Below are 24,536 nucleotides of genomic sequence, written 5' to 3'. Positions count from 1 at the left end.
GTGGATAACTTACTTTACTAAATAAAATATTTTTCTTCTTCTACTGGCTGACATCAACCCTTCCAACTTAGTATTATTCAGCTTAAAAAATACCAGTAACGGTGTAGGCAACCAAGAAATAAACGAGGATGCTAAAAATATCCCTAACAACAGTTGAGAGTGGTCCAGAAGCAATTGCCGGGTCAAGCTTTAATCTGAAAAACAGCCATGGAAAAAATATTCCGGATAAAGCGGCGATAAAAATCGTCAAAACAAAAGAAAATCCAATAATTAAAGATATTCGAAAATCACGCCACCACCAAAAAACTAAAATAAAAGCAATGAGGCCAAGAAATACGGCAAGTAAAAAACTTATGGTCGATTCCTTTTTTAAATAGCTTTTTATTTTAACTTTGTCAGGCAAAGAAAGTGTTCTGACAAAAAGAGTTTGAGTTTGGGAACCGACAGCGTCCGCCATATAAACTACTGCCGGAATAAAAGCTGCGAGCAAAATAATCTGTGAAAGGGTCTGCTCGAAGAAACCGACAACAAAAGCTGCGAACATACCGCCTAAAAGTCCGACCAAAAGCCATGGTAGACGCTTCTTGAAGTGATCAGAAGTTTTGGTCGCAAGAAAACCGCTAACCGAATAATTTTTTAATATACCTTCAGAACGCAAAACATCTTCAATCCCTTCTTGATGTAGAACATCAAAAATGACATCGGAAGTAACCACGCCTAAAAATGCGCCGTTTTTATCAACAACTGGGATATTTTTAATATTATGTTTTACAGCAAGCATCGCCGCTCTTTCTTGGTCTGTACTAGGCCGAACCGAGACCAGATTTGAGATCATTACCGATGAAATCTTGGCGCTCTTGGGTAAACGAAAAACCTCTTTGATTGAGATAACCCCGACAAGAGAATTTTTGTTATCTAAAATGTAAATATAGTTGATATTGTCAAAACCTCTCACGCCCTTCAACAAGAGGTCTTCTATCTGCCCAACAGTTGAATCCCTTAACGCTGTCGGCACTTTGTCGGTCAAAATCCTACCGACGCTGTCTGTCGGAAAACTTCTGATATTTTTTGGATTTTGATTTTCTTGATTATTGGTCATTTCTAAATTCTTTGGAAAGCAGGGATCCTAGAGCACCGAAAAGTAAAATCTGGCTGACACTGTAAATCCAGAGCAAAAAGGCAATAAGTGAAGACGAGGCGCCATATATAGCATGGGCCGAATAAAACAAACTGAAGTATAAAGACAAAAGAATGTTTAATACAGAAAAAAGAAGTGCGCCGAGAAATCCGCCAAAAAATGAATCGCGCCAATTCACACGTCCGACTGATACAACCTTGTACATGAAAGCTAAAGAAAAAACCATAAGGACAAAAACCACAAAAAAAATCAAAAACGGCGAACTGGCAATCGACGAATTTAGGGAGCTAAAAGCGGAGCGTGTAAAAAGAGGTATAACAATATTTAGAAAGGTCAACAGAATTATGAAACCGGCCAAAAAAACCGAGTAATACACCGATTTTAAAATATTGAACAGAGTCTGGTTGACACCCCTAACTGGCCCAAAGTGGATTCCGAAAATATCAAAAAACGCCTTTTTCAAAGTGTTGAAAAAATGAGACAAGCCGTAAAAAAGAATGAGCAATCCGACAGCTGAAAAAAGAAAGTGGGCCCTAGACTCTTTTAGACCGTTCAAAAAATCCTCTACAAAAGGAACAGCTTTACCACCGGTCCTCAATTCAAAATAACCAACAATCTGATCTTCAACCAATCCTTGGCCCACGATAAAGCCACTAAGAGAAACGAATATAATTATTATCGGCGCTAGTGCATAGATGGCGTAAAAGGCCAAAGCCGCGGCATGCCTTGGAATTTCCACCCGCCTTGCTTCTTGACTGATTTTTTTGATAAACTTAAAGTAAGAGGTCACAAACTTAATTGTATAACATCAAAAAATAAAATGTTTAAGTTTCTACACAATTTGGAATTGAAATGGTGGCAAGCGGGGATTTACGAAACGGCGATGATTTCGCTTGGTATTTTAATCGGCGCACGCTTCGCAAGCTTTTTTGAAAATTGGGTTATCTTCTTTCTTATTGTTTTCTTAGTCGGCGGCTTTTACATCCTACGACTTTGGTTGAAACAGATAAAAAGCCAGTAAAAAAAACCGCCCCGGGCAAGACCGGGGCAAGCTAAACTCTTAGAGCGAGTCGAAGGCAGAAGAAAGGTAGCTTGAAGACTAACAGGAAGCCAAGTTTAGCCACCATCGTAAAACATGACCGCAAACACTTAAACGGGTTGAAGCTGTTTTGCCACTCATCTTTGATAAATTTCTTGGCACTAAGCCAGAACACGCCCCAACCTCTTCTGACATCTCGGCGAAAACGGGCTTTGTTGTAGGCCACGCTTCACCCCCTTTCTGTTTTCAAAGTATCACAACAGTCTAAAAAGTCAAGGTTTCACCTTTTCTTCTCCTCCCTCCATTTATTGATTTTTTTATGATCGCCGGAGAGAAGAACTTTTGGAGTTTGATATTTTTTGCCTTTATAAACCAAAACCTCTGGTCGGGTATAGTGCGGGTATTCTAGAGTCTTTTCTTCACCTTTTTTTGTTTTATTAAAAAAAGATTCTTCTATTAGAGATTCAAATTTAATGACTCCGGGAATAAGACGGGTTATGGTTGAAATCAAAACCGCAGCCGGCAGTTCGCCGTCGGTTAAGACATATGGGCCAATAGAGATTTCTTGGGCTTTTAAAGCCAAGCGCACTCTTTCGTCAATACCTTCATACCGACCGGCGATCAGAATAAGATGGTCATATTTTTTTGAATAATTTAGAGCTAACTTTTGGTCAAACTGCTTACCTTTTGCCGACAAAATAACAATTTTATAACTTTCATTTTTCTTAACTTTCTTAAGAATAGAATCAATTGTTTTGAGAATCGGTTCAGCTTTCATTACCATACCGGCTCCGCCACCATATGGTTTATCATCAACTTGTCGGTGTTTGTCCTTTGTAAAATCCCTTGGGGTGTAAAAAAGCAACTTAACTTTTTTCTGTTCTTGCGCCTTGCGAAGAACCGAAGTTTCTACGTAGGAGTTAATGCTGTTTGGAAAAATTGTAATTACGTGGAAAGTCATAAATTAGGGTTTAGGGTATGGAGTATAGGGTAGAATCAAAATCTAAAAAAGTAAATACCGCGCAATGCGCGGTATTTACTTTTACCTAAACCCTAGACCCTATTGGCTAGTGGCTAAATTTTAAGGTCATTTAGTGATTCATCTACGCTCTTCTCTCTATTCTCTGCGGGTCTTTCTCTTCTCTGACCCCCTTCTGGTTCGTTAATTTTCAGATTGACTCTGGCGTTATTTTTCATACCGACAACACGCAAAAGAGTTCTGATAGCTTTAGCGGTGTTACCGTCCCGACCGATGATCTTTCCCATATCGGCGGGATTAACATCCAAAGTTATCAAAACACCCATTTCGTCAACAGTTCTGTTAATTTTTACATCTTGAGGATTATCGACCAAAGACTTTACGACATGTTCTAAAAAAACTGCGTCACTTTCCATAACTAGGTTTCTATAAATTAACCCCTATTAATGTGCAAGAGAATCCCGACTATGGCTCTTTCTGCACTAAAAAGATAATACACTGACGACAATCCTTGTCAACAGCTGATTTCTAAGAATTTGATTAGGAAAATCAGGCAGACGGGGCGCTTGCAGTTTCTTCGGTTTTTTCCGGAGAACTTGTTTCTTGTTCTGAATTCTCATCAGGGGTCGGTGAGGGTTCGCTGTTTTGGACCGGAGACTCGGATTCCTTTTTATCTGGAGATTCGCTTACTGAAGAAGTGCTTTGGGCTTCTGGCTGATCTTTCTTTATTGGCTTTTTCTTTGGCAAGACATTTATTTTTTTACCTTCAAACAAGCTCTTTGAAATCAAAAGATTGTGGACAGTGCCGGAGGTTTGGGCACCCTTGGAAATCCAATATTTTATTCTATCGCCGTCAAATTTGAAATCTTCACCTCGACGTGAATCGTAGTTTCCCAAAATTTCTAAAAATTTTCCGCTCTTTGGACCATTTTTTGAATCAGTCAGAACCAACCGAAAAACCGGCTCGTGTTTTCTGCCAACCCTCTGTAATCTAATCTTCAACATAGTGAAAAATATCCTAGCAAAGATTGGTTTTTTGGTCAAATTTGAGATAAACTCAATTCATGCAAAAAAAACAAGGAAAGAATAGGGGGAAAGAAAGAGAGAGTGTTCTCTCCGGAATAATCAAGGTCAATTCCCGCGGAGTTGGATATGTGGCAAAAGAAGGTATTAGAGACGATATTGAAATCGAATCTTATTTCTTAAAGGGGGCGTTAGACAACGACAAAGTATTAATATCCATCCACCCGCCCAAAAAAAATGACAGGCAGAAAGGCGAAGTTATAAAGATATTAGAAAGGGCCAAAGAACAATTCACTGGAGTCGTTGAAAAAGACGGAGAAATCTTTTTTCTAAAAGCTGATGACAGAAGAATGTACCGAGATATAATTATTCCCCCAAATCCCCAACTCAAAAAACTGACCGGGCAAAAGGTTTTGGTGAAAATTACGAACTGGGGAAACCAAAAAAAGAACCCGGAAGGCAAAATCGTCAAAGTTTTTGGTCCAAAGGGCGAGCATGAAGCTGAAATCCAATCAATAATATTCAACAAAGGTTTTGAGTCATCCTTTTCCGAAGCAGTTGAGGAAGAGGCAAGAAAAGTTGCTGAAGTGGCAAAGATCAATTTTGAAGACGAGGTGCGCAAAAGAAAAGATATTCGGGGAATACCGACTTTCACAATTGACCCGGTTGATGCCAAGGACTTTGACGACGCAATATCACTCCGCGAAATCAAAGATCCAAAGTTCAAAGGGGTAATCTATGAGATCGGAATCCATATCGCAGATGTATCTTATTACGTTACAGAAGGATCATCGTTGGACACGGAATCTAAGAAAAGGGGGTTCTCAATCTATCTTGTCGACCGGACAATCCCGATGTTGCCGGAAGTCCTTTCAAACAACCTTTGTAGCTTAAATCCGAACGAAAATAAGCTGGCTTTTTCAGCGATTTTTAAGATTTCAGAAAGCGGAAAAGTTTTAGATAGATTCTTCGGACGCACGATAATTTCTTCCCAAAAAAGATTCACTTATGAAGAAGCACAGAAGATATTGGATGATAGAAATGGAATTTTTTTTAAAGAACTTAATATTTTAAACAACCTCGCAAAAACCCTGAAAAAAGAAAGGTTCAAAATGGGGGCCATAGATTTTGATACTGATGAAATAAAGTTTGAACTCGACAAAAACGGACGGCCGATAAGAGTATTCAAAAAACCACGAATGGACACCAATAAACTTGTTGAAGAAATGATGCTACTTGCCAACCGAGAAGTGGCGGAATTTGTCCATCGCAAAGCCAAATCAAAAAGCGGAGACAACGGCTTTATCTTTAGAATTCATGACTTGCCAAACAGAGAAAAAATAAAAAGCTTGTCTATTTTCCTAAGAGCCCTCGGCTACTCGCTTCCTTTTAACGATCGAACGGGAGTTTCTTCAAAAGACCTGAATGCTCTTTTTGCAAAAATTGAGGGTCGGGCGGAAGAATCTTTAATAAAAACTGCAGCTGTTAGGGCTATGGCCAAGGCAGTCTATTCGGTCAAAAATATTGGTCATTTCGGACTAGCATTTCAATATTACACCCACTTTACTTCACCAATCAGAAGATATCCGGATTTATTGGTCCACCGTTTTCTTGATAAGTGTCTCGCTGGAAAAATTGATAGTGTTGATTTTGAAAAATACCGCCGGCTGTCGGAAGAATTGTCAGAAAAAGAAATACAAGTGACTGAAGCGGAAAGAGAATCAATAAAGTTTAAGCAAGTTGAATATATGGCGCAAAGAATCGGAGAAAACTTCGAAGGAATAATTTCCGGCATTACCGAATGGGGTATCTACGTTGAGGAAAAAAACACTCGCTCTGAAGGAATGATAAAGCTACGTGACATTGGAGACGATTTTTACCAACTTGACGAAAAACAATACGCTCTGATCGGACAAAAAACCAAAAGAAAATTCCAGTTGGCTGACAAAATAAAATTCAAGATCAAACGAGTTGACCTTGACTCAAAACAAATTGATTACGAACCAATTTAATCCCGCAATATAAAAACAAGACTATTTAGCAACCGCCACGGCTTCGTCAAAAACTACGGACAAAACTTTTGAATATCCATCTTTGCCCATTGTCACGCCATAGATCACCCCGGCCCGCGACATTGTCTCTCGGTTGTGAGTAACTAAAATTAATTGGGAATGTTTGGAGAGCGATTCTATCATGTCGCCGTAGCGTTTTGAATTCGCTTCATCAAGTGCCGCATCAGTCTCGTCCAAAACCAAAAATGGCGGCGGGTTGACCTGGGATAGGGCAAAAATCAGAGCGATTGAAGTCAGAGCTCGCTCCCCACCAGACAACATCTCCAATCCACGGATTTTCTTCCTCGGCAAATTAACTTTGATATCAAGTCCCTCTTCAATCTCTTCTTCCTCGTCCCCCAAAGACGGAATTTCTGATTCTATCTGGTCTAATTGTAAATCTTCGTCCAACCTTTTCCTCTTTTTCTCATCTTTGACAACCGACAGACGAGCAGTGCCACCGGAAAACATAGAAGAAAAAAGTTCTTGAAAATGCTTGTTTATATTTTCAATACCAACTTTAAAATTCTGATCAAGCTGGGATTCCAAATCTTTAATGAGCTGTTTTAAAGATTCGCTAGATTTTTGCAAATCAAACAATTCTTTTTCTAAGAAAGCGTCTCGTTCAGCAATTTCCCGATACTCACGTTCCACCTCTTCGCCAATCCCACCTGCGTCTTCCAGTCGAATCTTCATCTTCTCGATCTCTTTTTTTAAAGACGGACGGAGAACTGATTCATAGTCCGGCGTTAGGTTTACAGAAAACTTCTCATAAGCCATAACCGATTCCCCGGAAAGCACTCTTGCCTCTTTTAACTCTCTTTCAAAATCTTCTTCCGCCGAGTTTATATTTCTTAAAACATCGTTAAAATGGGCAATGCCGGCCAAAATTTCACTCTCTTCGGCTCTCAAGCGAAAAATATTTTTTTCCAAATCTCGATTAACATCCTTCTCTTTTTCAATTTCACTTTGCAAAGACTTGAATGATTCTGTAAGTTCTTTTTCTTCAATTCCGGTTTTTTGTTGCTTCTCTTCCAATTCCCCCCTTTCATTTTCAAGTTTTTTTATCAATTCCAAGTGTTCAGAAGCAGTGTCGCCGACATAATTTTCTTTTGTCAAAATATTTGAGATTGACTCAAAAATTTTTTTGAAAAGAGATTTTATCAAACCAAGGTCACTACTATTTTCAACCACCTCCCAGTGTTCTTTTAGCTCTTCTCTCAATACTTCAATTTTCGCCCTATCAATAGCAATAGGCAAATTATCTCCGGATGTTTTTTGACTATCCAAAATCCGTCTAAGAGAAATTTCTTGACCCTCAATCATGCCGAGTTTTCTAGATAATTCCTCCTTTTCTTGACGAAACCGTCTCAATTCCGACTCTAATTGAAGGAGTTTCTCGCTTTTCTCGTCTTGCGAGAAATTCTTTAAAGACGAAGCAACCTTTTGCAATTCCAACCTCAAAGAGATCAGGCGCTCCTCCGGTTTTTCTTTCAGATTTTCAACTTCTTTTTTCTTTTGGGCCAAATAAACACTTTCCAAAGAAAAAAATTCTAGATATTTCTGCAAAAGGTCATTTCTTAATTCTTTGGTCTTTTGCAACTTTTCGTATTGCCTTCTTAAAAACTTAATGTGAGGCGAAATTTCCTTTCTCAAAAGCTCAACCTGTTTTAAATTCTCTTCAGTCTTTTCCAATTTTCTTCGACTTTCTTGTTTCCGGTACTGATAAAGCCGGAGACCCAAAGCATCTTCAATCATCTCCCGACGCTCGCGGCTATTGGTATTCAAAATTTTATCGGCTTCGCCCTGCGAAATTATGTGGTGTCCAGAAGGACCGATATTTGTCGGGGCCAGAACCTCCAAAATGTCTTTCAACCTGACCTGGCTGTCATTCAAAAAATACTGATTGACGCCATCCCTGAAAACAACTCTCTCTACCACAACTTCGTCGAAATCTATGTTCATTAAGCGCTTGCGGTTATCCAGAATAATTTTGGCAGAGGCCTTATTTCCCCTCGGCAACTCTTGGGAACCGTTCCAAATCAAATCCTCACCCTTCTTAGATCGCAAAGATTTCATTGATTGCTCGCCCAAAACAAACCGAAATGATTCGGTAATGTTTGATTTACCACTACCGTTTGGTCCGACAATAGCCGTTACCGGGCTGCCGAATTCCAGCTGGCTTTTTTTGGCAAAAGATTTAAAACCTGAAAGTTCTATGGATTTTAAGCGCATGCTAAAAACAAAAAATTACCAACCCTTCTCTTCTAAAGCCGAGGCCGCCGCCTCTTGTTCGGCCTCCTGCTTTGAAACACCTTGGCCCTCCGCAATCTTTTCTTCGCCAAGGAAAACCGCCGATGTAAAATGTTTGTCGTGATCCGGACCGACTTCTTTTATTACCTTATAAGACGGAGTGGTGCCGGTTATCTCCTGCGCTCTCTCTTGAAATCGACTCTTGGCATCAATCCATGACTTTGTCTGCAAAATTTCATCGGTCAAAGGAGTTACATGTTCTAAAATAAATTTTTTGGCGAATTCATAACCTTGGTCAAGGTAAATAGCGCCGATTATCGCTTCCAGAGTATTTGCCAAAATATATTGCCTGGCCCGACCAACATCCTTTGCTTCACCTTTTGAAAGTAGGAGAAAATTATTCACACCAAGTTCAATTGCAACTCTGGCGCAAGTCAGAGCGTTAACGAGTGCTGCACGATAACTTGTCAATTCACCTTCGGTTTTTTCCGGAAATCGGTTAAACAGATACTCGGTTACGGCAAGCTCCAAAACCGCATCACCCAAAAACTCCAACCTTTCATTGTGTTGGATTTTGAAATTCCGGACTTCATTAAGATAAGAACGATGGGTAAAGGCCTGCTTCAAAAGTTCCTTATTTTTGAAATTTATTCCGGCTTTTTTTTCAAACTCTAAAAAATCCATATTCCAAAATCATTCAATTAGGATTGATTCTCAGCTAAAATTTTAACTGCTTTTATCACAATCGGCATTACGTCATCATAAAAATTGAGTTCCAAAATATCTTTAAGCTTAAACCATTTAGCATCATCAAGTCCGCCACTTTCTCCCAGTTTTATATCGCCAAAATCAGACCTAGCCAAAAAATATTTCACCTGCTTCTTAACTCTGCCTCTTTCCGGATCATGAGCCACGTATTCGTTTGAACCGAGCTCTTTTTCTACTACAACATCCAAACCGACTTCTTCCTTCGCTTTTCTTTTCACACCCTCGACAGGATCTTCACCATCTTTTACTTTGCCTTTTGACAGAGTCCAATGACCAAAGACGTCGTGCACCAAGGCAAGATAGACTTGTTCATTGTCTTTAGCGTAAACAACCGCGCCTACCAGTATTTCTTTTGGCAAATTCTTACTATCCTTACTCTTTGCATAATTTGAATCTTCATCTTTCCCCGGCTCGCCAAGCTCTTTATAGACAGTACCAAGAACTCCGTTAACAAACTTCCCGCTGTTTTCCCCACCGAATGATTTAGCCAACTCAATCGCTTCGTTAATCGCAACCTTAGGAGGCACTTGGTCGCGGTCGGAAAATAAAAGCTCGTAAAGCCCAAGACGTAAGATGTTTCTGTCAACGACTGATATTTTATCAAGAGGCCAATCAGGAGCCGCTTTGGAAATTATCTCGTCCAATTTCTCCCTCTTTTCTAGAACTCCATTATAAAGATTGTTCAGGAATTCATTGTCATTTGATTCAGCCGCGAATTCTTCAATATTTCTTTTAAATATCTTCAACCCCTCTGAAGAATCAGCTTTTCTGAAATCTATTTCAAATAGCGTTTGAAGAACAATTGATCTGAAAAGGTGCCGATTAGACATAAATTAACGATCTTAAATCTTTTATCCTCAATACCATCCAATAATAAGAAGGCGCTTTGAATTATCGAAGCTAAGGATTAAGAATCTTTTTCAGTATTGTCTTTTTCTTTCTTGCCCTGCTCTATCCGTTTCTTCTTCTCTTTTTTCTCTTTTTTCTCAACCTTAGCCAAAACATTCAAGACTTGTCGTCCTTTATATTTACCGCAATTAAGGCATGCTTTGTGGCTTTCTTTTGGTGAATTGCAATCCGGGCAAAGACCCCTCTTGACTATTTTCAGGGCATGGTGCGACCGACGGTTTCGGGTATGCCCCCTTGTATGTCTCATTCTTACTACCATATAACCGAGAGTATAAAGCAATGAAAAGGAAAAAACAAGTATGAAAAGACCCCTGCCTGCCGGCTTCGGGGTCTTGGAGGTCACTATCTCTCTTCCCTTTCGCAGAGAAGCGGGCGAAGTATTTCGCACGATTGCGGATCGATCTTGGCAATGTATTGCAAAACTTCTTGGAAAGGTTGGCAATTGGCCAATTCAGAAGCCGGCACCCAGAGATTGCCATTCAACAGACCTTTCTGTGGCACAGACCAACGCAAAAACAGGAAGATCAAATAGCGATGAACCCCGAGGAAAGGACAGGAATGCCAGCCTGAGATAAAAACCGGCGGATGCTTCGACCTCTTGGGGATTATAATGCCCGCATTGGACAAAATCTCCTTGGCCAACGGCGAGAAATCAGTCACTCTGATAGTTTTCTCTTGGACAAATTCGGCACACAGAAAAGAGTAAGTTGATGGGCCACCCGCCGAGGTCCCCCCTCTTCTGACAAGAAGTTGAACTTCCGGTTTTCCAGAACGTCCGTCTCTGATCTGGAAACAGGTAGCGGCAATTATCCTCTGCATCTGCGTTTGCATCTGTATTATTTCCTCCTTTGGCTTAATGTTCCGGTTCAATCCACACGGAATCAATTAGAACATCTGAATTAAGAATAACAAAAAAACATTATGAATCAAACGCCGATTTCAGACCCAAGAAACTTCTGCGATGAATGGGGGTTAATCCGTGCTTTTTTATTTTTGAAAAATGAAGTTTAGTACCGTAGCCCTTGTGGCTTTCAAAACCGTATTTCGGATAAATTCTTGCCATTCTTTCCATCAACTTGTCCCGCCGGACTTTGGCCAAAACCGAAGCGCAACTAATAACTTTTATTTTCTCGTCGCCTTTTATGATGGTTTTTTGAAAAACAAATTCTTCCGGCGCTTTTAATCCCCCGTCTAAAAGAACTCGGCATTCCGATGGTTTTATTTTTAGCCGACAAATCGCCCGCCTGACTGCCAACTCAACAGCTTTTGCAAGTCCGATTTTATCAATGGTGGAATTATTGGTGGAGGCAAAAGAAAAATCGGCACGGCCAAGATTTTTTAACTTTTTAATTTCGGTCACACAATTTTCTCTTTGTTTCGCGCTCATCTTTTTTGAATCTTTCACCTGTTTTGGTAAAACGCTTTTACTCCTCTCGACACAAAAAGCGCAAACCACCAAAGGTCCGGCCAAAGGTCCCCTCCCCACTTCGTCAATGCCAATCAGATATTTAATCATTAATAATAATTATAACAGCCAGACTATAAATAAGTTTGTGCTAAAATACCGATTAAACATGAGAAAGTTTATCCATCTCCATACTCATTCCCACTACTCCCTGCTTTCGGCTCTGCCGAAAATTAAAGAACTGGTAGCTTCCGCCAAGGCGGAAAATATGAGAGCTTTAGCTTTAACCGACAACGGTAATCTTTACGGCGCTATTGAGTTTTATAAAGAGTGCAAGAAAGAAAACATAAAGCCGATTGTTGGTGTTGATTTTTATGTCGCCCTCCGTTCTCGAAATGACAAACAAGCCGGCATAGACAACAAAAGAACCCGTCTCCTGCTTCTGGCTAAAAATTACGAGGGTTATTTAAATCTTATTAAGCTAGTTACCCTTTCTCATTTAGAAGGTTTTTATTACAAACCGCGAGTTGACAAAGAACTCTTGGAAAAATACGGGCAAAATTTGGTCTGTATTTCTCCGGCTTTGAGTAGCGAGATTTCCCAAGCTCTGGCCTACAGCGACTTTGAAAAAACTGAAGAGATAATCAGCTGGCACAAAAAAATATTCGGACAAGAAAACTTTTACTTAGAGATAACCCATCATCCGGAAATCCCCGGACACCAAGAAAAAATGCTGGCTCTAAAAAAACTTTCGGAACAAAGTCAGACACCAATGGTCGCCGGTCAAGAAGTTTTTTATTTAAAGCCGGAAGACAAAATGGCCAGAAAGACAATGCTCTCAATTCAGACAAATTCTGAAAATTTTTCCGGCAGTTTTAACGAAGAAGAAGATTTCTCTTTCATTTCTGAAAAACAAGCTGAAGAATACTTCAAAGATTTCCCTAATGCTCTGGAAAACACCCTTGCAATTGCCGAGAAATGTAATCTCGAGCTTGAACTCGGCAAATGGGTTTTTCCAAATTACAAAACCGAAAATAACTTAACTCATGACATTGAATTAAAGAACTTGGTCTATGAGGGATTAAAAGAGCGAAACCTGAAAGAGACGGACGAAATTAAAAATCGAATTGAATACGAACTTGAGATAATAAAAAAGAAAGGGTACGCGCCATATTTTTTGGTAGTTGCCGACCTTCTGAAATTTGCTAGAAAAAATAACATTTTCAGCACTACCCGTGGCTCGGCCGCCGGTTCAATGGTCTCATATCTGACTTTTATCACCACTGTCAATCCAATTGAATACAAATTGCCGTTTGAAAGATTTTTGAATCCGGAAAGGCCGTCGGCACCCGACATTGACATGGATTTTGCCGACAGTCGCCGAGACGAAGTTATTGCTTACGCAAAACAAAAATACGGCGAGAATCAGGTGGCTCAAATTGGAACTTTCGGAACGATGATGGCTAGAGCCGCGGTCAGAGACGTTGCTAGGGCTTTAAATTTTCCATATAGCGTGGGAGACAGAATCGCCAAGCTCATCCCATTCGGAGCTCAAGGTTTTCCGATGACAATTGACAAAGCTTTGAGTCAAATTCCGGAACTTCAGTCAATCTATAAGGAAGAAAAAGATGTTAAAGAGATAATGGACATGGCTAAAAAAATCGAAGGTTGCGCTCGCCACATTTCCGTCCATGCCGCCGGAGTTGTCATTTCACCGACACCTTTGACCAATTTTGTGCCACTTCAATACGATCCAAAAGGCGAGGGTAAAGTTATAACTCAATATGACATGCATTCCGTCGAAGACGCCGGACTTTTAAAATTTGATTTTTTAGGAATTAAAAATCTCTCGATCTTGGCTGACTCGGTCAAACTGGTTGAAAAACTTGAAAATAAAAAAGTTGAGATTGAAAACATACCGCTAAATGATAAAAAAACTTTTGAGATGCTCTCACGGGGCGAAACTTCAGGACTGTTCCAATTAAACGGTTCGGGGATGACTAAATACCTGAAGGATTTGAAACCGACAGCAATCCACGACATAAACGCCATGGTCGCCCTTTATCGCCCCGGACCGATTGAATCAATCCCAACTTATATTGAAAGAAAAAGAGAACCTCATACAATCGCCTATCTTGATCCAAGAATGAAGGAAATTCTATCCGAATCCTACGGCGTTATCACTTATCAAGACGACGTCATGATGATTGCCATTAAACTAGCCGGCTATTCTTGGCTTGAAGCCGACAAATTGCGCAAAGCCATGGGTAAAAAAATTCCGGAAGAAATGGAAGCCCAAAAAGAAAAACTGATTGAGGGATTGAAAAAAAACGGAATGACCGAAAAAAGAGCCGAGGTGCTTTGGAAATTGATTGAGCCTTTCGCCGCTTATGGTTTTAATAAAGCCCACGCAGCAAGTTATGGAAGAGTTGCTTATCAAACCGCTTACATGAAAGCCAATTTTCCAGTGATTTATATGTCGGCGGTTTTAACAGCTGATTCCGGCGACACTGAAAAAGTTGCGGAAGCGGTATCTGAATGCAAAAGAATGGGGATTTCCGTTTTACCTCCAAGTATAAACGAAAGTTTCAGCGTCTTTACAGTCATCAAAGAAAAAGCTGACGAAAAAGACAAGATAAGATTCGGATTGATGACAATAAAGAATTTCGGGGCGGGAATTTCTGAAGCAATAATTCAAGAAAGGGATCGAGGTGGCAAATTTAAAGACTTAGCGGACTTTTTAGAGAGAATTAAAGATAAAAATTTAAATAAGAAATCACTTGAAGCACTGATAAAGTGTGGGGCGCTTGATGATTTTGGTGAAAGAGGACAAATGCTTCAAAACTTAGACAATTTGTTGGCTTTTCACAAAGAAAAAATCGCCGACCAAAATTCTAATCAAAGCTCTCTTTTCGGACTAGCTAAAAATTCAAGTTTTTCCGCCCTACGCCTTGAACAAAAAGACCCGGCAAGTGAATTTGAAAAACTTGGATGGGAAAAAGAGCTTTTAGGACTTTACGTTTCCGGTCATCCTCTGGAAAATTTTACTCCAGAAGTTAAAGAAAAATACTTTAGTAAAATAAAAATTTTAAAAGAAAATCAGTTGAACGGACTAACGGTTATTGCCGGAGGTATAATAGAAGAAGTAAAACAAATCGCGACAAAATCTGGAGATTTAATGGTTTTTATTAAACTTTCTGATCTGACCGGCAGCATTGAAGCGGTGGTCTTCCCAAAAGTTTTTCAGAATTATAAAGATATAATAAGACCAGAAAACTGCATCGCTCTAAAGGGTCGTCTTTCAGACCGAAATGGAGAAAAAAGTATTGTGGTTGAAAAAATAAAGACTATAAACCGTGAAGGTGAGAAAGAGGGTGTAGAAAATTAGAAGCCGAGAAAAAGCTTTGAGAAAAAATTTCTAAGACTATCCGTAATCCCGGAGAAAAAAGACTTTACTTCAGCTAAGTAGGTACGACGCTTATTTTCATCAAACATGCCGGCACTGGTGCAGAAACATCCGGCTGGCACCGGCTTAACACTCTCAAACCACTGCTTCTGATTAAATCCGTATTGGTCGTCAACTCCGCCAAGCCAATACATGATGGAAGAAACCCCACCTTCTTGGTGAATAATTTCTATTTGACGAGAGCCGACCCAGTGTTCCACGGCATTATAACCATGAGCCGCATGGGTTGCCAAAACCACAGCAACCGGAATTGAACTACCATTCTTTCTTTTTATCTGCTTTGCCGCCCTAATTCCCTCTCTAGTTCGACCCTCGAAAGTCATGTAGTCAGGGTGATCCGGTAAAAAAAGAACGTATGGCGTCGGTAAAAGATAATCAACCAAATCATAGACTCCAGCTTGACTCAAAAGTTGGTGTCCAGCCATCTGATTCTGAAACCCTGGATGATTGGGATCCCCAAAACGTGGTGGATTTGGTGTGCTCCAAAGAAATATTTTTGAGCTAGGTAAAAATTCTCTTGCCACTTCCAATCTCATTTTGAGTGCCTGAATCGCCTGCTGTTGCAAATCAGAGTCATTTAGATATTCAGAAAGGGTGCCAATCGCTGAAGCACCTAAAACTCCCTCAATATCCAAAATTACAAAATGACTTTTATTTAAATTTTTTCCAAGTCCAGATGTAAGATATTTATTAAATTCATTTCGAACGTCGTCTTTTGAATGCGCTAAAAGTTCCTCAATCATTTCGGCATCAGATTTTTGGCCGGATATATCTCTACGTGCTAAAAGAAATCTGCCACTGACGCTCCAAGCAGTATTTGACATCCCAAGATAACTGTAATCACGATTACTATATCGGTCCTGAAGCATATACCTGTAATCACAAGTGGAGTAATTAGTTATCTCATTTCCAAACGGGCAGGGTGGTGGTGGCGGAGGAGGTGGTGGCGGAGGAGGTGGCGGAGGAGGTGGTGGTGGCGGAGGGGGCGGAGGTGGAGGTGGAGGGGGTGGCGGAGGAGGTGGTGGTCCTGGTGGTGGAGGAGGTGGTGGTGGAGGTGGAGGGGGTGGAGGTGGAGGGGGTGGATTAAAAGCCAGAGGAGGAACAGGAGGAGAGGGAGAATCATATGTCCTTGGAAAGGGAGTGGTCGGTTGTCTATACTGGTCTCGACGCAGAAGGATAGAGAGAAGAGAAGGTGGTAGGGGTTCATCAGAAGGAGTGGTTATTCTATCAAACTCATCGTTTATCTTTGAGATGATGTCTGGGTCGGAGGCAAAGAGGATAAGCCAGGAAGAGACGGCGATTATGAGAAAGCCGTAGAGAGAGATTTTTTCTCTTCTGTTGACTCCACGTTTTGAAATAGCTCCGGTTGAAAGATACTCAATCGCATTCACGATTAACATCAGGACGGCGACAAGTCCGGAGAGAAGCAGAAAGATATTGAAAGTATCTAGGTTTAAAGTGTAGGTTTCGGGTTGGGAGGAAACTGCCACGGGGAAAAAAGAAGTTACTACGAAAAATAGTAAGGATGTTTTATTTTTTTTTGGCATCGGTAAAATACAGGTTCATCTAAAATTTTAACATAAAATCGCGGAGTTTGTCTCTCCGCGATTCACCTTGTCCTTGGTGATGGTCGTTAGATCTCTTTCCAGTGATGGTACAACTTTGCCAGAGTATCCGTAGGAATCCTGCTTTTCTCAGCAAGAGTCTGACTGTAATCTTTGATTGCCGTAAGAGCCAAATCGTGACCGATCAGATCACGATCGCGCAAAGTCAGGCAATTGTTCATTCCTCCCTCCTCCAAGAATTTGATCAGCTTGTCTCTTGCCTTTCTGAGTGCCCTTATTTCCCCCTTTTTCAGGCCTACTTTCCTGACCCCCATGGCCGCCACTGTTCCACCCTGTTGCAGTTGCACTCGGCCACCAACCTTTCTTTGGTTTGAGCCCGGTGAGCTTGAGACACAGCGCCTCAAATAGTACTCTAAAAGTTAATTATCTCACCCAAACAAAAAACCGGCAACAGTCTTATACACAACCAATGAAATATTAACAAACTCGTTAAAAATGATAGAATTTCTTTAAATTTATGGGGCAAGAAAATCTAGAAAACAAAAGACACTCTCTGGCTCACCTTTTAGCGTCAGTTGTTTTAAATCTTTATCCCGATACAAAAATGACTTTGGGGCCAGCAATTGAAAACGGATTTTATTATGATTTTGAATTCTCTACCCCAATTTCAGAAAAAGATCTCCCGAAAATTGAAAAAGAGATGAAAAAAATTCTGCCTCATTGGCAGACTTTTGAAAAATTTGAAGTTTCAGCCGACGAAGCCAGAAAAATCTTTCAGGGTAATGAATATAAGCTCGAGTTGATTGACGAAATTGAGAAAAACAATGAGCAGATTACTCTTTACTACTCCGGAGAGAAAAAACAGCTGCCGAAAATAAAAGACCTCCTAAACCCCTATACCCTATACCCTAACTTCCTAGATTTATGTCGCGGCGGACATGTTGAAAATCCGTCAAAAGATATAGGCCCAAATACTTTTAAATTAGATAGAATCGCCGGTGCTTATTGGCGTGGAAACGAAAAAAATCAAATGTTGACTAGAATTTACGGATTAGCTTTTAATTCTAAAAAAGAACTTGAAGAATTTATAAAACAAAGAGAAGAAGCAGTAAAAAGAGACCATAGGAAAATCGGTAAAGAGCTTAATCTATTTACTTTCTCTGATCTGGTTGGGGCTGGACTTCCGCTTTTTACACCAAAAGGACGAGCCATGCGGGACGCCATTGAAAACAAAATCTCCTCTATTCAAGAAAAATTCGGCTTCCAAAAAGTCTGGATTCCTCATATCACCAAACCAGACCTTTATAAAACCTCCGGTCATTGGGAGAAATTTGGTGACGAGTTGTTCAAAGTCAAAAGTCGAGAGTCCGACTTCGTAATGAAGCCGATGAACTGCCCACATCATACCCAAATTTACGCCAGCCAACAGAGAAGCTACAAAGATTTACCGGTGCGTTTTGTCGAAACGACCACCGTATACAGAGACGAGCAATCCGGAGAATTGCTAGGTCTCTCGAGAGTCAGATCAATCACTCAAGATGACGGTCATATCTTCTGCGCTCCCGAGCAAATTCCTACAGAGATAAAAAATGTCATAGAAGTTATCAAAGAATTTTATTCTTCACTCGGAATGTGGAAGGACGGAAACTACCGCGTAATACTTTCAACCCGAGATCCAAAGGATCCCGAAAGATATCTGGGGGACGATAAAATCTGGCAAGAATCAGAGACAAATTTGAAAAATATAGCCGACAATGAGAATTTGCCTTACTCGATAGAAAAAGGAGAAGCAGCTTTTTACGGCCCAAAACTTGATTTCAAATTTAAGGATGCAATTGGTCGCGAGTGGCAACTAGCAACCATCCAGCTTGATTTTAATATGCCCGAGCGTTTTGGTTTGGAATATACCGATAAAGATGGCTCTAAAAAAACTCCGGTCATGATTCACCGAGCGATTTCAGGTTCACTTGAAAGATTCCTGTCTGTCATAATAGAACACTTTGCCGGCGCTTTTCCTTTATGGCTTTCTCCGGTTCAATTAAAAATTTTGCCGGTCAGTGAGAAACATTTTGAGTACGCACGCGCTATCGGCCAAGAGTTAAAACAAAACAATCTCCGAATAGAGATCGACGAGAGTAACGAAAATTTAGGAAAAAAAGTCAGGCAAGCAAAGTTGGAAAAAGTTCCCTATTTTTTGGTTCTGGGTGACAAAGAAACCACGGAAAAAAATATTACGCTGGAGAGTCGCGATGAAGGAAATTTGGGAGTATTTAATATTGCTTCCCTTGTGGAATTTCTTAAAAAAGAAAGCTCTTAAGATCAAAAATAATTTAAAGGTCTTTGTTTCTCAAAAAACATTTTTCGACCTCGTCTTTGTCGACAACCGGCAATCTTTCTTCGCCGGGAATAGTTGAATAGGGTGGCTCTTTCATTTCCGAAACCACACAGTCAAGACACTTGATTGCCTTATCAGAATCACCTCCCGATTTTTCAACTAGCAAATTAAGTGCATCGGCGGAAACCAGAACCTTTCTTTCTCTGGCCTCGGACTGAATTATCTCTGATATCTCTTTTTTATTTTTATCTTCAGGTGCTGGAAGTTTAATGCTTTCAGAATACGCCAAAGACATCTTCTGCCTTTCAGCATTCCGCTGTTTTCTCAAAACCAAAACAAAAGACAAAAGTACGAATCCTCCAATAATCAAAATAAGATAAGAAAGAATACGCCAGTTTAAAGGGACAATTCCCACTTCTGGTAAATTATTAACAGAAGCCGAGCCAGAAACAACCGGAATTACACCGCCTTTTCCTATTACATCAATTGAACAGTTGGCAGTGGTTTGCTTTTCGCCGGACGAGACAACAACTGTGGCAGTCTTCACTCCCATAGTTTTGTAAGAAATGGAAACCGATTCGGTCTGACCAGACAAATTATCTGAACCACTCCATGAATAAGAGCTTTTGTCTTTAAAATCAGAAGGAACCAAAGCGGTCCAAAATATATTTTCTCCAATCTCAACAGAATCCTTGTTGGCTACACAGCCAGCAATAAAAGGGTCCGCAATAGCCGATTCGCCTAAAACATGGCCATTAGCACCCTGCACGCTCTGATTTGAAGCGTTAAGGCCAAGATTGCCGGATACAGAGACAGTCCCTGTCTCCACCACCACACTGCAATTTCTAAAAATTTGCTGATTGCCGGATCTTATTCTGACAGTAGCGGTTTTTATACCCGGAGTATTGTATACCTTGGTCATACTTGAATTTTGGCCATTTAGATTATCAGAACCAGACCAAAGATAGCTGTAAGAATAAAGACCGTCTCCGCCACCAACATCAACAAGCCATGTTACAGACTGTCCGACAATGATTGAAGACGGATTGGTAAAACAACTTCCGGAAAGCGCCGGGCCGGCAGCCAGAGATTCAGAAGAAGCCAAAAGCAAGGAAATACTGAAAAGACAGAATATAATTGATATTGATTTTTTAAACTTTAATTTATTCATAAAAAATAAAAAACGCTCGGTATTTAACATACCTTTCCATTATACACTAAAAGAAAAAAATAGTCAATGTTTTGAGTGGTAATATCCGAGCACTTTTGACGCCCAAACATTCGCACACAAAACATTCGACTCAACCCGAGAATTCACTTGGGAAATAAAATTTTTTTATTATTTCACCAAATGAACAGTTCTGGTTGGAAAAGCAATTTCAATTTTTTCTTTCTCAAGAATTGCTTTCAAACGCAAGTGAATTTCCTGTTGGACATTCATATAAGCGTTAAAGTCTGGAGATTGGGTATAATAGACAACTTCAAAATCTAAAGACGAGTCACCAAATTTGTGGAAGTGCGCCCTATCAAATCGCGTCAGATCAATTGAATCAATAATCTCTTTTATAAAGTTGGGAATTTTTTCTAATTTATCGTTGGGCGTTCCATAAACAACACCAAAAGAAAAAGTAACCCGCCGTTCTTTCATTTTTTTGAAATTGTGAATCCGAGCGCTGGTTAATTCCTGATTGGAAATAACAATCTCTTCGCCCTGAAGAGCTCTCAAGCGAGTAGTTTTGATGCCAATGTGCTCCACTACTCCCATATCACTGCCAACAATAATAAAATCACCCGGCACAAACGGCTTGTCAAAATGAATTGAGAAAGAGCTGAATAGATCGCTTAAAACACTTTGCAGAGCCAGAGCAATAGCAATACCACCAATGCCGAGGCCGGCCATAAGCGCGGTAACATTAACACCTAAGTTGGATAGAACAAAAAGAACAGCAATCACCCACAAAACGCCTTTACTTATCTTACCGATAAGTTTAATTGCGCCTTTAGTCCCCTCGGTTTTTTCTTTTCTAGTAAATTTCCTAACGGCGTAGTCAACTAAAATATTTGAAGCCAACGCCGCTTGATAAACGACCCAGACTACCAAAACAACAGTCAAAAATTTCCAGAGTAATTCCTGAACTTCTATAAACCAAAGAGCAAAATAAAATGCCAAAAAGAAATAAAAGGGCGGACGCAGTTTCTTTACAATGGAAATAAATGTCTCGTCCAAGTCGGTCTTGGTTTTTAAAGCTAGTTTTTCCAGCCATTTTAAAATAAATTTATTAAAAACCGAAAAAACAGCCAGTAAGATAAGAAAAACTGCTGCAGCCAATAGATAGTCAGAAACAAGACTTTCTCCCAATTTAAAATTCAAAATGTCTAAAAATCTCTCCATTAAGAAAAATATAGCAAAAAAAACACAATTCACAAACCAAAAACTAAAATAGTTTGGCTAAAGGATGCCGTCTCGGCAACAAAATTAATTAGCGCTTTTTTTTGCCGGCCTGACGCTTTGAGAGCATTTCATACTTTATCGCCAGTCGTTTTTTTGTTTTTTTGGAGCGAGATTTTTTTCTTTTCCCTACTCCGGTATCTCTTTTTCCCATAATTGGTAATTATACATTATTTTACTAAATTACAAGGACTTACCAGGTTTGAATACGGAAGTTACGGAAATGTAAGTGCAACGATGTAAAAACAGGTGTGCGGGAAAAAGAAACTCCCCGCGCGACTACGTCGCGCGGGGCAAAATGGCGTTGATCAGCTCTTGGCCCGAATCCCAGCCGCCTCACAGCACATCTGGTGGAGATTCTGACCGCGCGGAGCGCGATAGATTGTTGTAGACAGATTACCCCCACGACCCCCATGACTCTGAAAGATCAAAAACTCGATCTTGTTGTAATCAATCCCTGGTATGCTCCTTATAGTTGCCGTGGCAAGAGAAACAGCACCAGAAGTCAGATCGAGCTTTTTTATAAGTCCAAGAGGATGGGTTAATCCGTCACCCGATGATAGCTTGACCCACCAAGTTCCCCCGTCTAGAGATAGAGAAAAATCTCTAGACAACCTCATGAGGGTAATTGACTCGATTTGAACAGAATTCCAATGAGCCCAATGGTTCTGAAGTGCCCAGAGCCATGGAAAATCTCGGAATAGCCGCTTCAGTCGAACTTGAGCCTTTATTTCCTCTCTGGTGTACATTGATTTTCTCCTGGAGCATCCGCTCCTTTGAGCCCATCCGGGCGACCGAAGAAATGCGTCATCCTACATTGGCTGACTTTCCTTCCAAAATATACAAAATTAAAGTTCCCACGTCAAATTTCGGAAGTTGGACTTCCGAATATGATTTTATCTAGGCCTGAAAATTGATGAGATACGAGACGCGCAAGAAAAATGTTTCGAACCGTATGTGACAATACGGTGAGAAACATTTTTCGCAGCACAACGAAGCAGTTCGCAATTTTCAGGTCTAGATATCAATGGTCGCTTTTTGGGCGTTGGATTGGATAAATGATTTTCGACTCGGCACGTCAGTTCCCATCAAAATGTCAAAAATTTTATCGGCTTCTACGGCATCGTCTACCGTCACTTGTTTTAAAACTCTTTTTGTAGAATCCATTGTTGTCTCCCAAAGTTCTTCTGGATTCATTTCACCAAGACCTTTGTATCTTTGAATTGAAACCTTTGAAGACTTTGCTTGCACAGCGTCACTATCTTCGTCTTTTGCGCCGGATTCTTCTACTCCACTCTCGGGTTCTTCAGATTCTGTTTTGCTAACGCCAAATCTACTCAAGACCTTCTCTTTCTCCGCATCAGTATAGGCATATTCGGCCTCTTTGCCTTTCTTAATCTTGTAAAGTGGCGGTTGGGCGATATAAATAAAACCATTCTCAATTAGCGGACGGAAATATCTGTAGAACAAGGTCAAAAGCAAAGTTCTAATATGCGCGCCGTCAACATCAGCATCGGTGGCAATTATAATTTTGTGGTATCGTAATTTAGACAAATCAAAAGTCTCTCCGATGGCAGTACCGATAGCGATAACAATAGCTTTTATTTCGGCATGCAAAAGCATCTTATCAACCCGCGCTCTCTCAACATTTAAAATCTTACCCTTCAAAGGTAGGATTGCTTGAGTCCGACGATCACGACCCATTTTAGCGCTACCACCGGCGCTGTCTCCCTCTACGATAAAGAGTTCGGCTTCTTCGGCCGAAGTACCGCTCTGACAATCAGCCAACTTACCAGGCAAGGTCATGCCTTCTAAAGCGCCTTTTCTTAAAACTGAATCTTTCGCCGCTTTAGCCGCTTTTCTTGCTCTCATCGCCAAAGCCGCCTTGCCAATTATAGCTTTGGCGTCATCTGGGTTCTCTTCAAGAAAATAAGCGAAGGTCTCGTTGAAAACATTTTCAACCATACTTCTAGCTTCAACTGTTCCAAGTTTAGCTTTGGTTTGTCCTTCAAATTGTATTTCGCGTAGCTTTATCAAAACCACCGCTGTCAAACCCTCCAAGACGTCTTCGCCAGTGAAAGAGTCATCACCGCCCTTTGACATCGAATTATTTTTGGCGTAAGTGTTTAGGGTTCTGGTCAATGCCGTCTTAAATCCGGTCAAATGAGTCCCTCCTTCAGGATTAAATATATTATTGGCGAAAGTTAAAATTCTTGAGGAGATGTCATCGGTGTACTGCAAAGAAATTTCAACAGACTCAAATTCATTGACAGATTTCTCCGTATAAAAAATATTTTTATGGACCGGCTTAAGAGGCCTGTTCAAAAAAGCCACCATTGACCTCAAACCACCCTCAAAATAAAAACTATGGGACGGCAAATCTGGCTCGGAATCTTTCAAATAAAAAACTTTTTCATCGTCTACTTTTTTCTCCAAATTTCTGCCATCAACAACAGTAATCCTGACGCTTTTGACAAGATATGCCTGCTGACGCAGGTGATTTACGATCCGACCCCAGTCTAGACTGATTTCTTTAAAGATCTGTTCATCGGGTTTAAAAGTTACTATTGTTCCAGTTAAATCTGATTTGCCGGTTTTTTTTACTACCGCTTTCCTTTTACCCCTTTCGTATTCCTGAACATATTGACCGCCATCTCTGTGAACTACGACCCTCATAAAAGAAGACAGGGCATTAACAACCGAGGCACCAACCCCGTGAAGACCGCCGGAAACTTTGTAGCTTCGACCGCCGAATTTTCCACCAGCGTGAAGCGTTGTCATAATTGTCTCCAAAGCCGAGACCTTGGTCTGTTTGTGAATATCAACGGGAATACCGCGTCCATTATCCACAACTCTGACGAGATTATCAGAAAGTAAAGCAACTTCTATATTATTAGCAAAACCAGCCATGGCCTCGTCTCTAGAGTTATCCCAAATCTCGGTCAGAAGATGGTGCAAGCCGTCCGGGCCAGTTGTACCGATATACATTCCGGGTCTTTTTCTAACCGGCTCTAGGCCTTCTAGAACGGTAATATCTTCAGCGCTATAACCTTCAGAACTAATAGATTTTGTCTCTTTTTTTGTCATTATTTTAAATATTCAGCCCGCCAAATAACAGCGGGTGAATCTAAAACCTTTAGTTTTATTTTACCGCAA

21 protein-coding genes are annotated in these 24,536 nt (G+C 40.4%); 4 read left to right on the top strand and 17 right to left on the bottom strand.

Features of this window, described 5'->3' with window-relative positions; translation table 11 throughout:
- Nucleotides 1-82: 82 nt before the first annotated feature.
- Nucleotides 83-1,099 (bottom strand): magnesium transporter, encoded by a 1,017-nt coding sequence (locus tag QY304_00330; protein WKZ26539.1) that lies wholly within the window; start codon nt 1,097-1,099, stop codon nt 83-85.
- Nucleotides 1,089-1,928 (bottom strand): YhjD/YihY/BrkB family envelope integrity protein, encoded by an 840-nt coding sequence (locus QY304_00325; protein ID WKZ26538.1) that lies wholly within the window; start codon nt 1,926-1,928, stop codon nt 1,089-1,091. Before QY304_00325 ends, QY304_00330 begins: the two co-directional genes overlap by 11 nt.
- Before the next feature lie 30 nt (nt 1,929-1,958).
- Here QY304_00325 and QY304_00320 point away from each other — a divergent pair, with 30 nt between their 5' ends.
- Nucleotides 1,959-2,159, top strand: a complete 201-nt coding sequence (locus QY304_00320; protein WKZ26537.1) for a hypothetical protein — start codon at nt 1,959-1,961, stop codon at nt 2,157-2,159.
- A 298-nt stretch (nt 2,160-2,457) separates the two neighbouring features.
- Here QY304_00320 and trmD read toward each other — a convergent pair whose 3' ends face one another.
- The 3 genes from trmD to rpsP all read right to left on the bottom strand — a co-directional run bounded on the left by trmD (nt 2,458) and on the right by rpsP (nt 4,161).
- Complete coding sequence (gene trmD, locus QY304_00315) at nt 2,458-3,138, bottom strand: tRNA (guanosine(37)-N1)-methyltransferase TrmD (GenBank protein WKZ26536.1); 681 nt, start codon at nt 3,136-3,138, stop codon at nt 2,458-2,460.
- Between the two features lie 113 nt (nt 3,139-3,251).
- On the bottom strand, nt 3,252-3,572 hold the full coding sequence (locus QY304_00310) for a KH domain-containing protein (protein ID WKZ26535.1): 321 nt from the start codon (nt 3,570-3,572) through the stop codon (nt 3,252-3,254).
- A gap of 133 nt (nt 3,573-3,705) precedes the next feature.
- Nucleotides 3,706-4,161 (bottom strand): 30S ribosomal protein S16, encoded by a 456-nt coding sequence (rpsP, locus tag QY304_00305; protein ID WKZ26534.1) that lies wholly within the window; start codon nt 4,159-4,161, stop codon nt 3,706-3,708.
- 59 nt (nt 4,162-4,220) lie between these two features.
- Between rpsP and rnr the strand changes: the two genes are divergently transcribed.
- Complete coding sequence (gene rnr / locus QY304_00300; GenBank protein WKZ26533.1) at nt 4,221-6,191, top strand: ribonuclease R; 1,971 nt, start codon at nt 4,221-4,223, stop codon at nt 6,189-6,191.
- Nucleotides 6,192-6,212: 21 nt separating this feature from the next.
- Here rnr and QY304_00295 read toward each other — a convergent pair whose 3' ends face one another.
- From QY304_00295 to QY304_00270, 6 genes are all read right to left on the bottom strand, one after another.
- A complete protein-coding gene (locus QY304_00295; GenBank protein WKZ26532.1) occupies nt 6,213-8,465 on the bottom strand; it encodes an AAA family ATPase in 2,253 nt (750 codons plus the stop codon).
- Between the two features lie 15 nt (nt 8,466-8,480).
- Complete coding sequence (gene rnc / locus QY304_00290; GenBank protein WKZ26531.1) at nt 8,481-9,167, bottom strand: ribonuclease III; 687 nt, start codon at nt 9,165-9,167, stop codon at nt 8,481-8,483.
- Between the two features lie 17 nt (nt 9,168-9,184).
- Nucleotides 9,185-10,081, bottom strand: a complete 897-nt coding sequence (nusB, locus tag QY304_00285) for a transcription antitermination factor NusB (GenBank protein ID WKZ26530.1) — start codon at nt 10,079-10,081, stop codon at nt 9,185-9,187.
- A gap of 77 nt (nt 10,082-10,158) precedes the next feature.
- A complete protein-coding gene (gene rpmF / locus QY304_00280; protein WKZ26529.1) occupies nt 10,159-10,407 on the bottom strand; it encodes a 50S ribosomal protein L32 in 249 nt (82 codons plus the stop codon).
- 95 nt (nt 10,408-10,502) lie between these two features.
- Nucleotides 10,503-10,991 (bottom strand): hypothetical protein, encoded by a 489-nt coding sequence (locus tag QY304_00275; protein ID WKZ26528.1) that lies wholly within the window; start codon nt 10,989-10,991, stop codon nt 10,503-10,505.
- An 88-nt stretch (nt 10,992-11,079) separates the two neighbouring features.
- On the bottom strand, nt 11,080-11,676 hold the full coding sequence (locus tag QY304_00270) for a ribonuclease HII (protein ID WKZ26527.1): 597 nt from the start codon (nt 11,674-11,676) through the stop codon (nt 11,080-11,082).
- Nucleotides 11,677-11,734: 58 nt separating this feature from the next.
- On the opposite strand from QY304_00270, the gene dnaE reads away from it, so the two are divergent.
- Nucleotides 11,735-14,953 carry a DNA polymerase III subunit alpha gene (dnaE, locus tag QY304_00265; GenBank protein ID WKZ26526.1) on the top strand — a complete coding sequence of 1,073 codons (3,219 nt, stop codon included), beginning with the start codon at nt 11,735-11,737 and terminating at the stop codon, nt 14,951-14,953.
- Here the strand turns inward: dnaE and QY304_00260 are convergent.
- On the bottom strand, nt 14,950-16,578 hold the full coding sequence (locus QY304_00260; GenBank protein ID WKZ26525.1) for a hypothetical protein: 1,629 nt from the start codon (nt 16,576-16,578) through the stop codon (nt 14,950-14,952). The two genes, dnaE and QY304_00260, sit on opposite strands and share 4 nt — an antisense overlap.
- 86 nt (nt 16,579-16,664) lie before the next feature.
- Nucleotides 16,665-16,817: a hypothetical protein gene (locus tag QY304_00255; GenBank protein WKZ26524.1), complete on the bottom strand. Its 153-nt coding sequence runs from the start codon at nt 16,815-16,817 to the stop codon at nt 16,665-16,667.
- A 296-nt stretch (nt 16,818-17,113) separates the two neighbouring features.
- Here QY304_00255 and thrS point away from each other — a divergent pair, with 296 nt between their 5' ends.
- Nucleotides 17,114-18,913 (top strand): threonine--tRNA ligase, encoded by a 1,800-nt coding sequence (gene thrS, locus QY304_00250; GenBank protein ID WKZ26523.1) that lies wholly within the window; start codon nt 17,114-17,116, stop codon nt 18,911-18,913.
- A gap of 13 nt (nt 18,914-18,926) precedes the next feature.
- On the opposite strand, the gene QY304_00245 is transcribed toward thrS, so the two are convergent.
- The 4 genes from QY304_00245 to QY304_00230 all read right to left on the bottom strand — a co-directional run bounded on the left by QY304_00245 (nt 18,927) and on the right by QY304_00230 (nt 24,467).
- Nucleotides 18,927-20,102, bottom strand: a complete 1,176-nt coding sequence (locus QY304_00245) for a hypothetical protein (protein ID WKZ26522.1) — start codon at nt 20,100-20,102, stop codon at nt 18,927-18,929.
- Between the two features lie 168 nt (nt 20,103-20,270).
- Nucleotides 20,271-21,323: a mechanosensitive ion channel family protein gene (locus QY304_00240; protein WKZ26521.1), complete on the bottom strand. Its 1,053-nt coding sequence runs from the start codon at nt 21,321-21,323 to the stop codon at nt 20,271-20,273.
- Between the two features lie 365 nt (nt 21,324-21,688).
- Nucleotides 21,689-22,129 carry a hypothetical protein gene (locus QY304_00235; GenBank protein WKZ26520.1) on the bottom strand — a complete coding sequence of 147 codons (441 nt, stop codon included), beginning with the start codon at nt 22,127-22,129 and terminating at the stop codon, nt 21,689-21,691.
- Between the two features lie 268 nt (nt 22,130-22,397).
- A complete protein-coding gene (locus QY304_00230; protein WKZ26519.1) occupies nt 22,398-24,467 on the bottom strand; it encodes a DNA topoisomerase subunit B in 2,070 nt (689 codons plus the stop codon).
- Nucleotides 24,468-24,536 lie beyond the last annotated feature (69 nt).

Source organism: Candidatus Paceibacterota bacterium (assembly GCA_030583745.1).
In the GTDB taxonomy this organism is placed as follows: Bacteria; Patescibacteriota; Minisyncoccia; order Phycocordibacterales; family BOKC01; genus BOKC01.
This window is presented reverse-complemented; position numbering and strand designations above follow the sequence as displayed.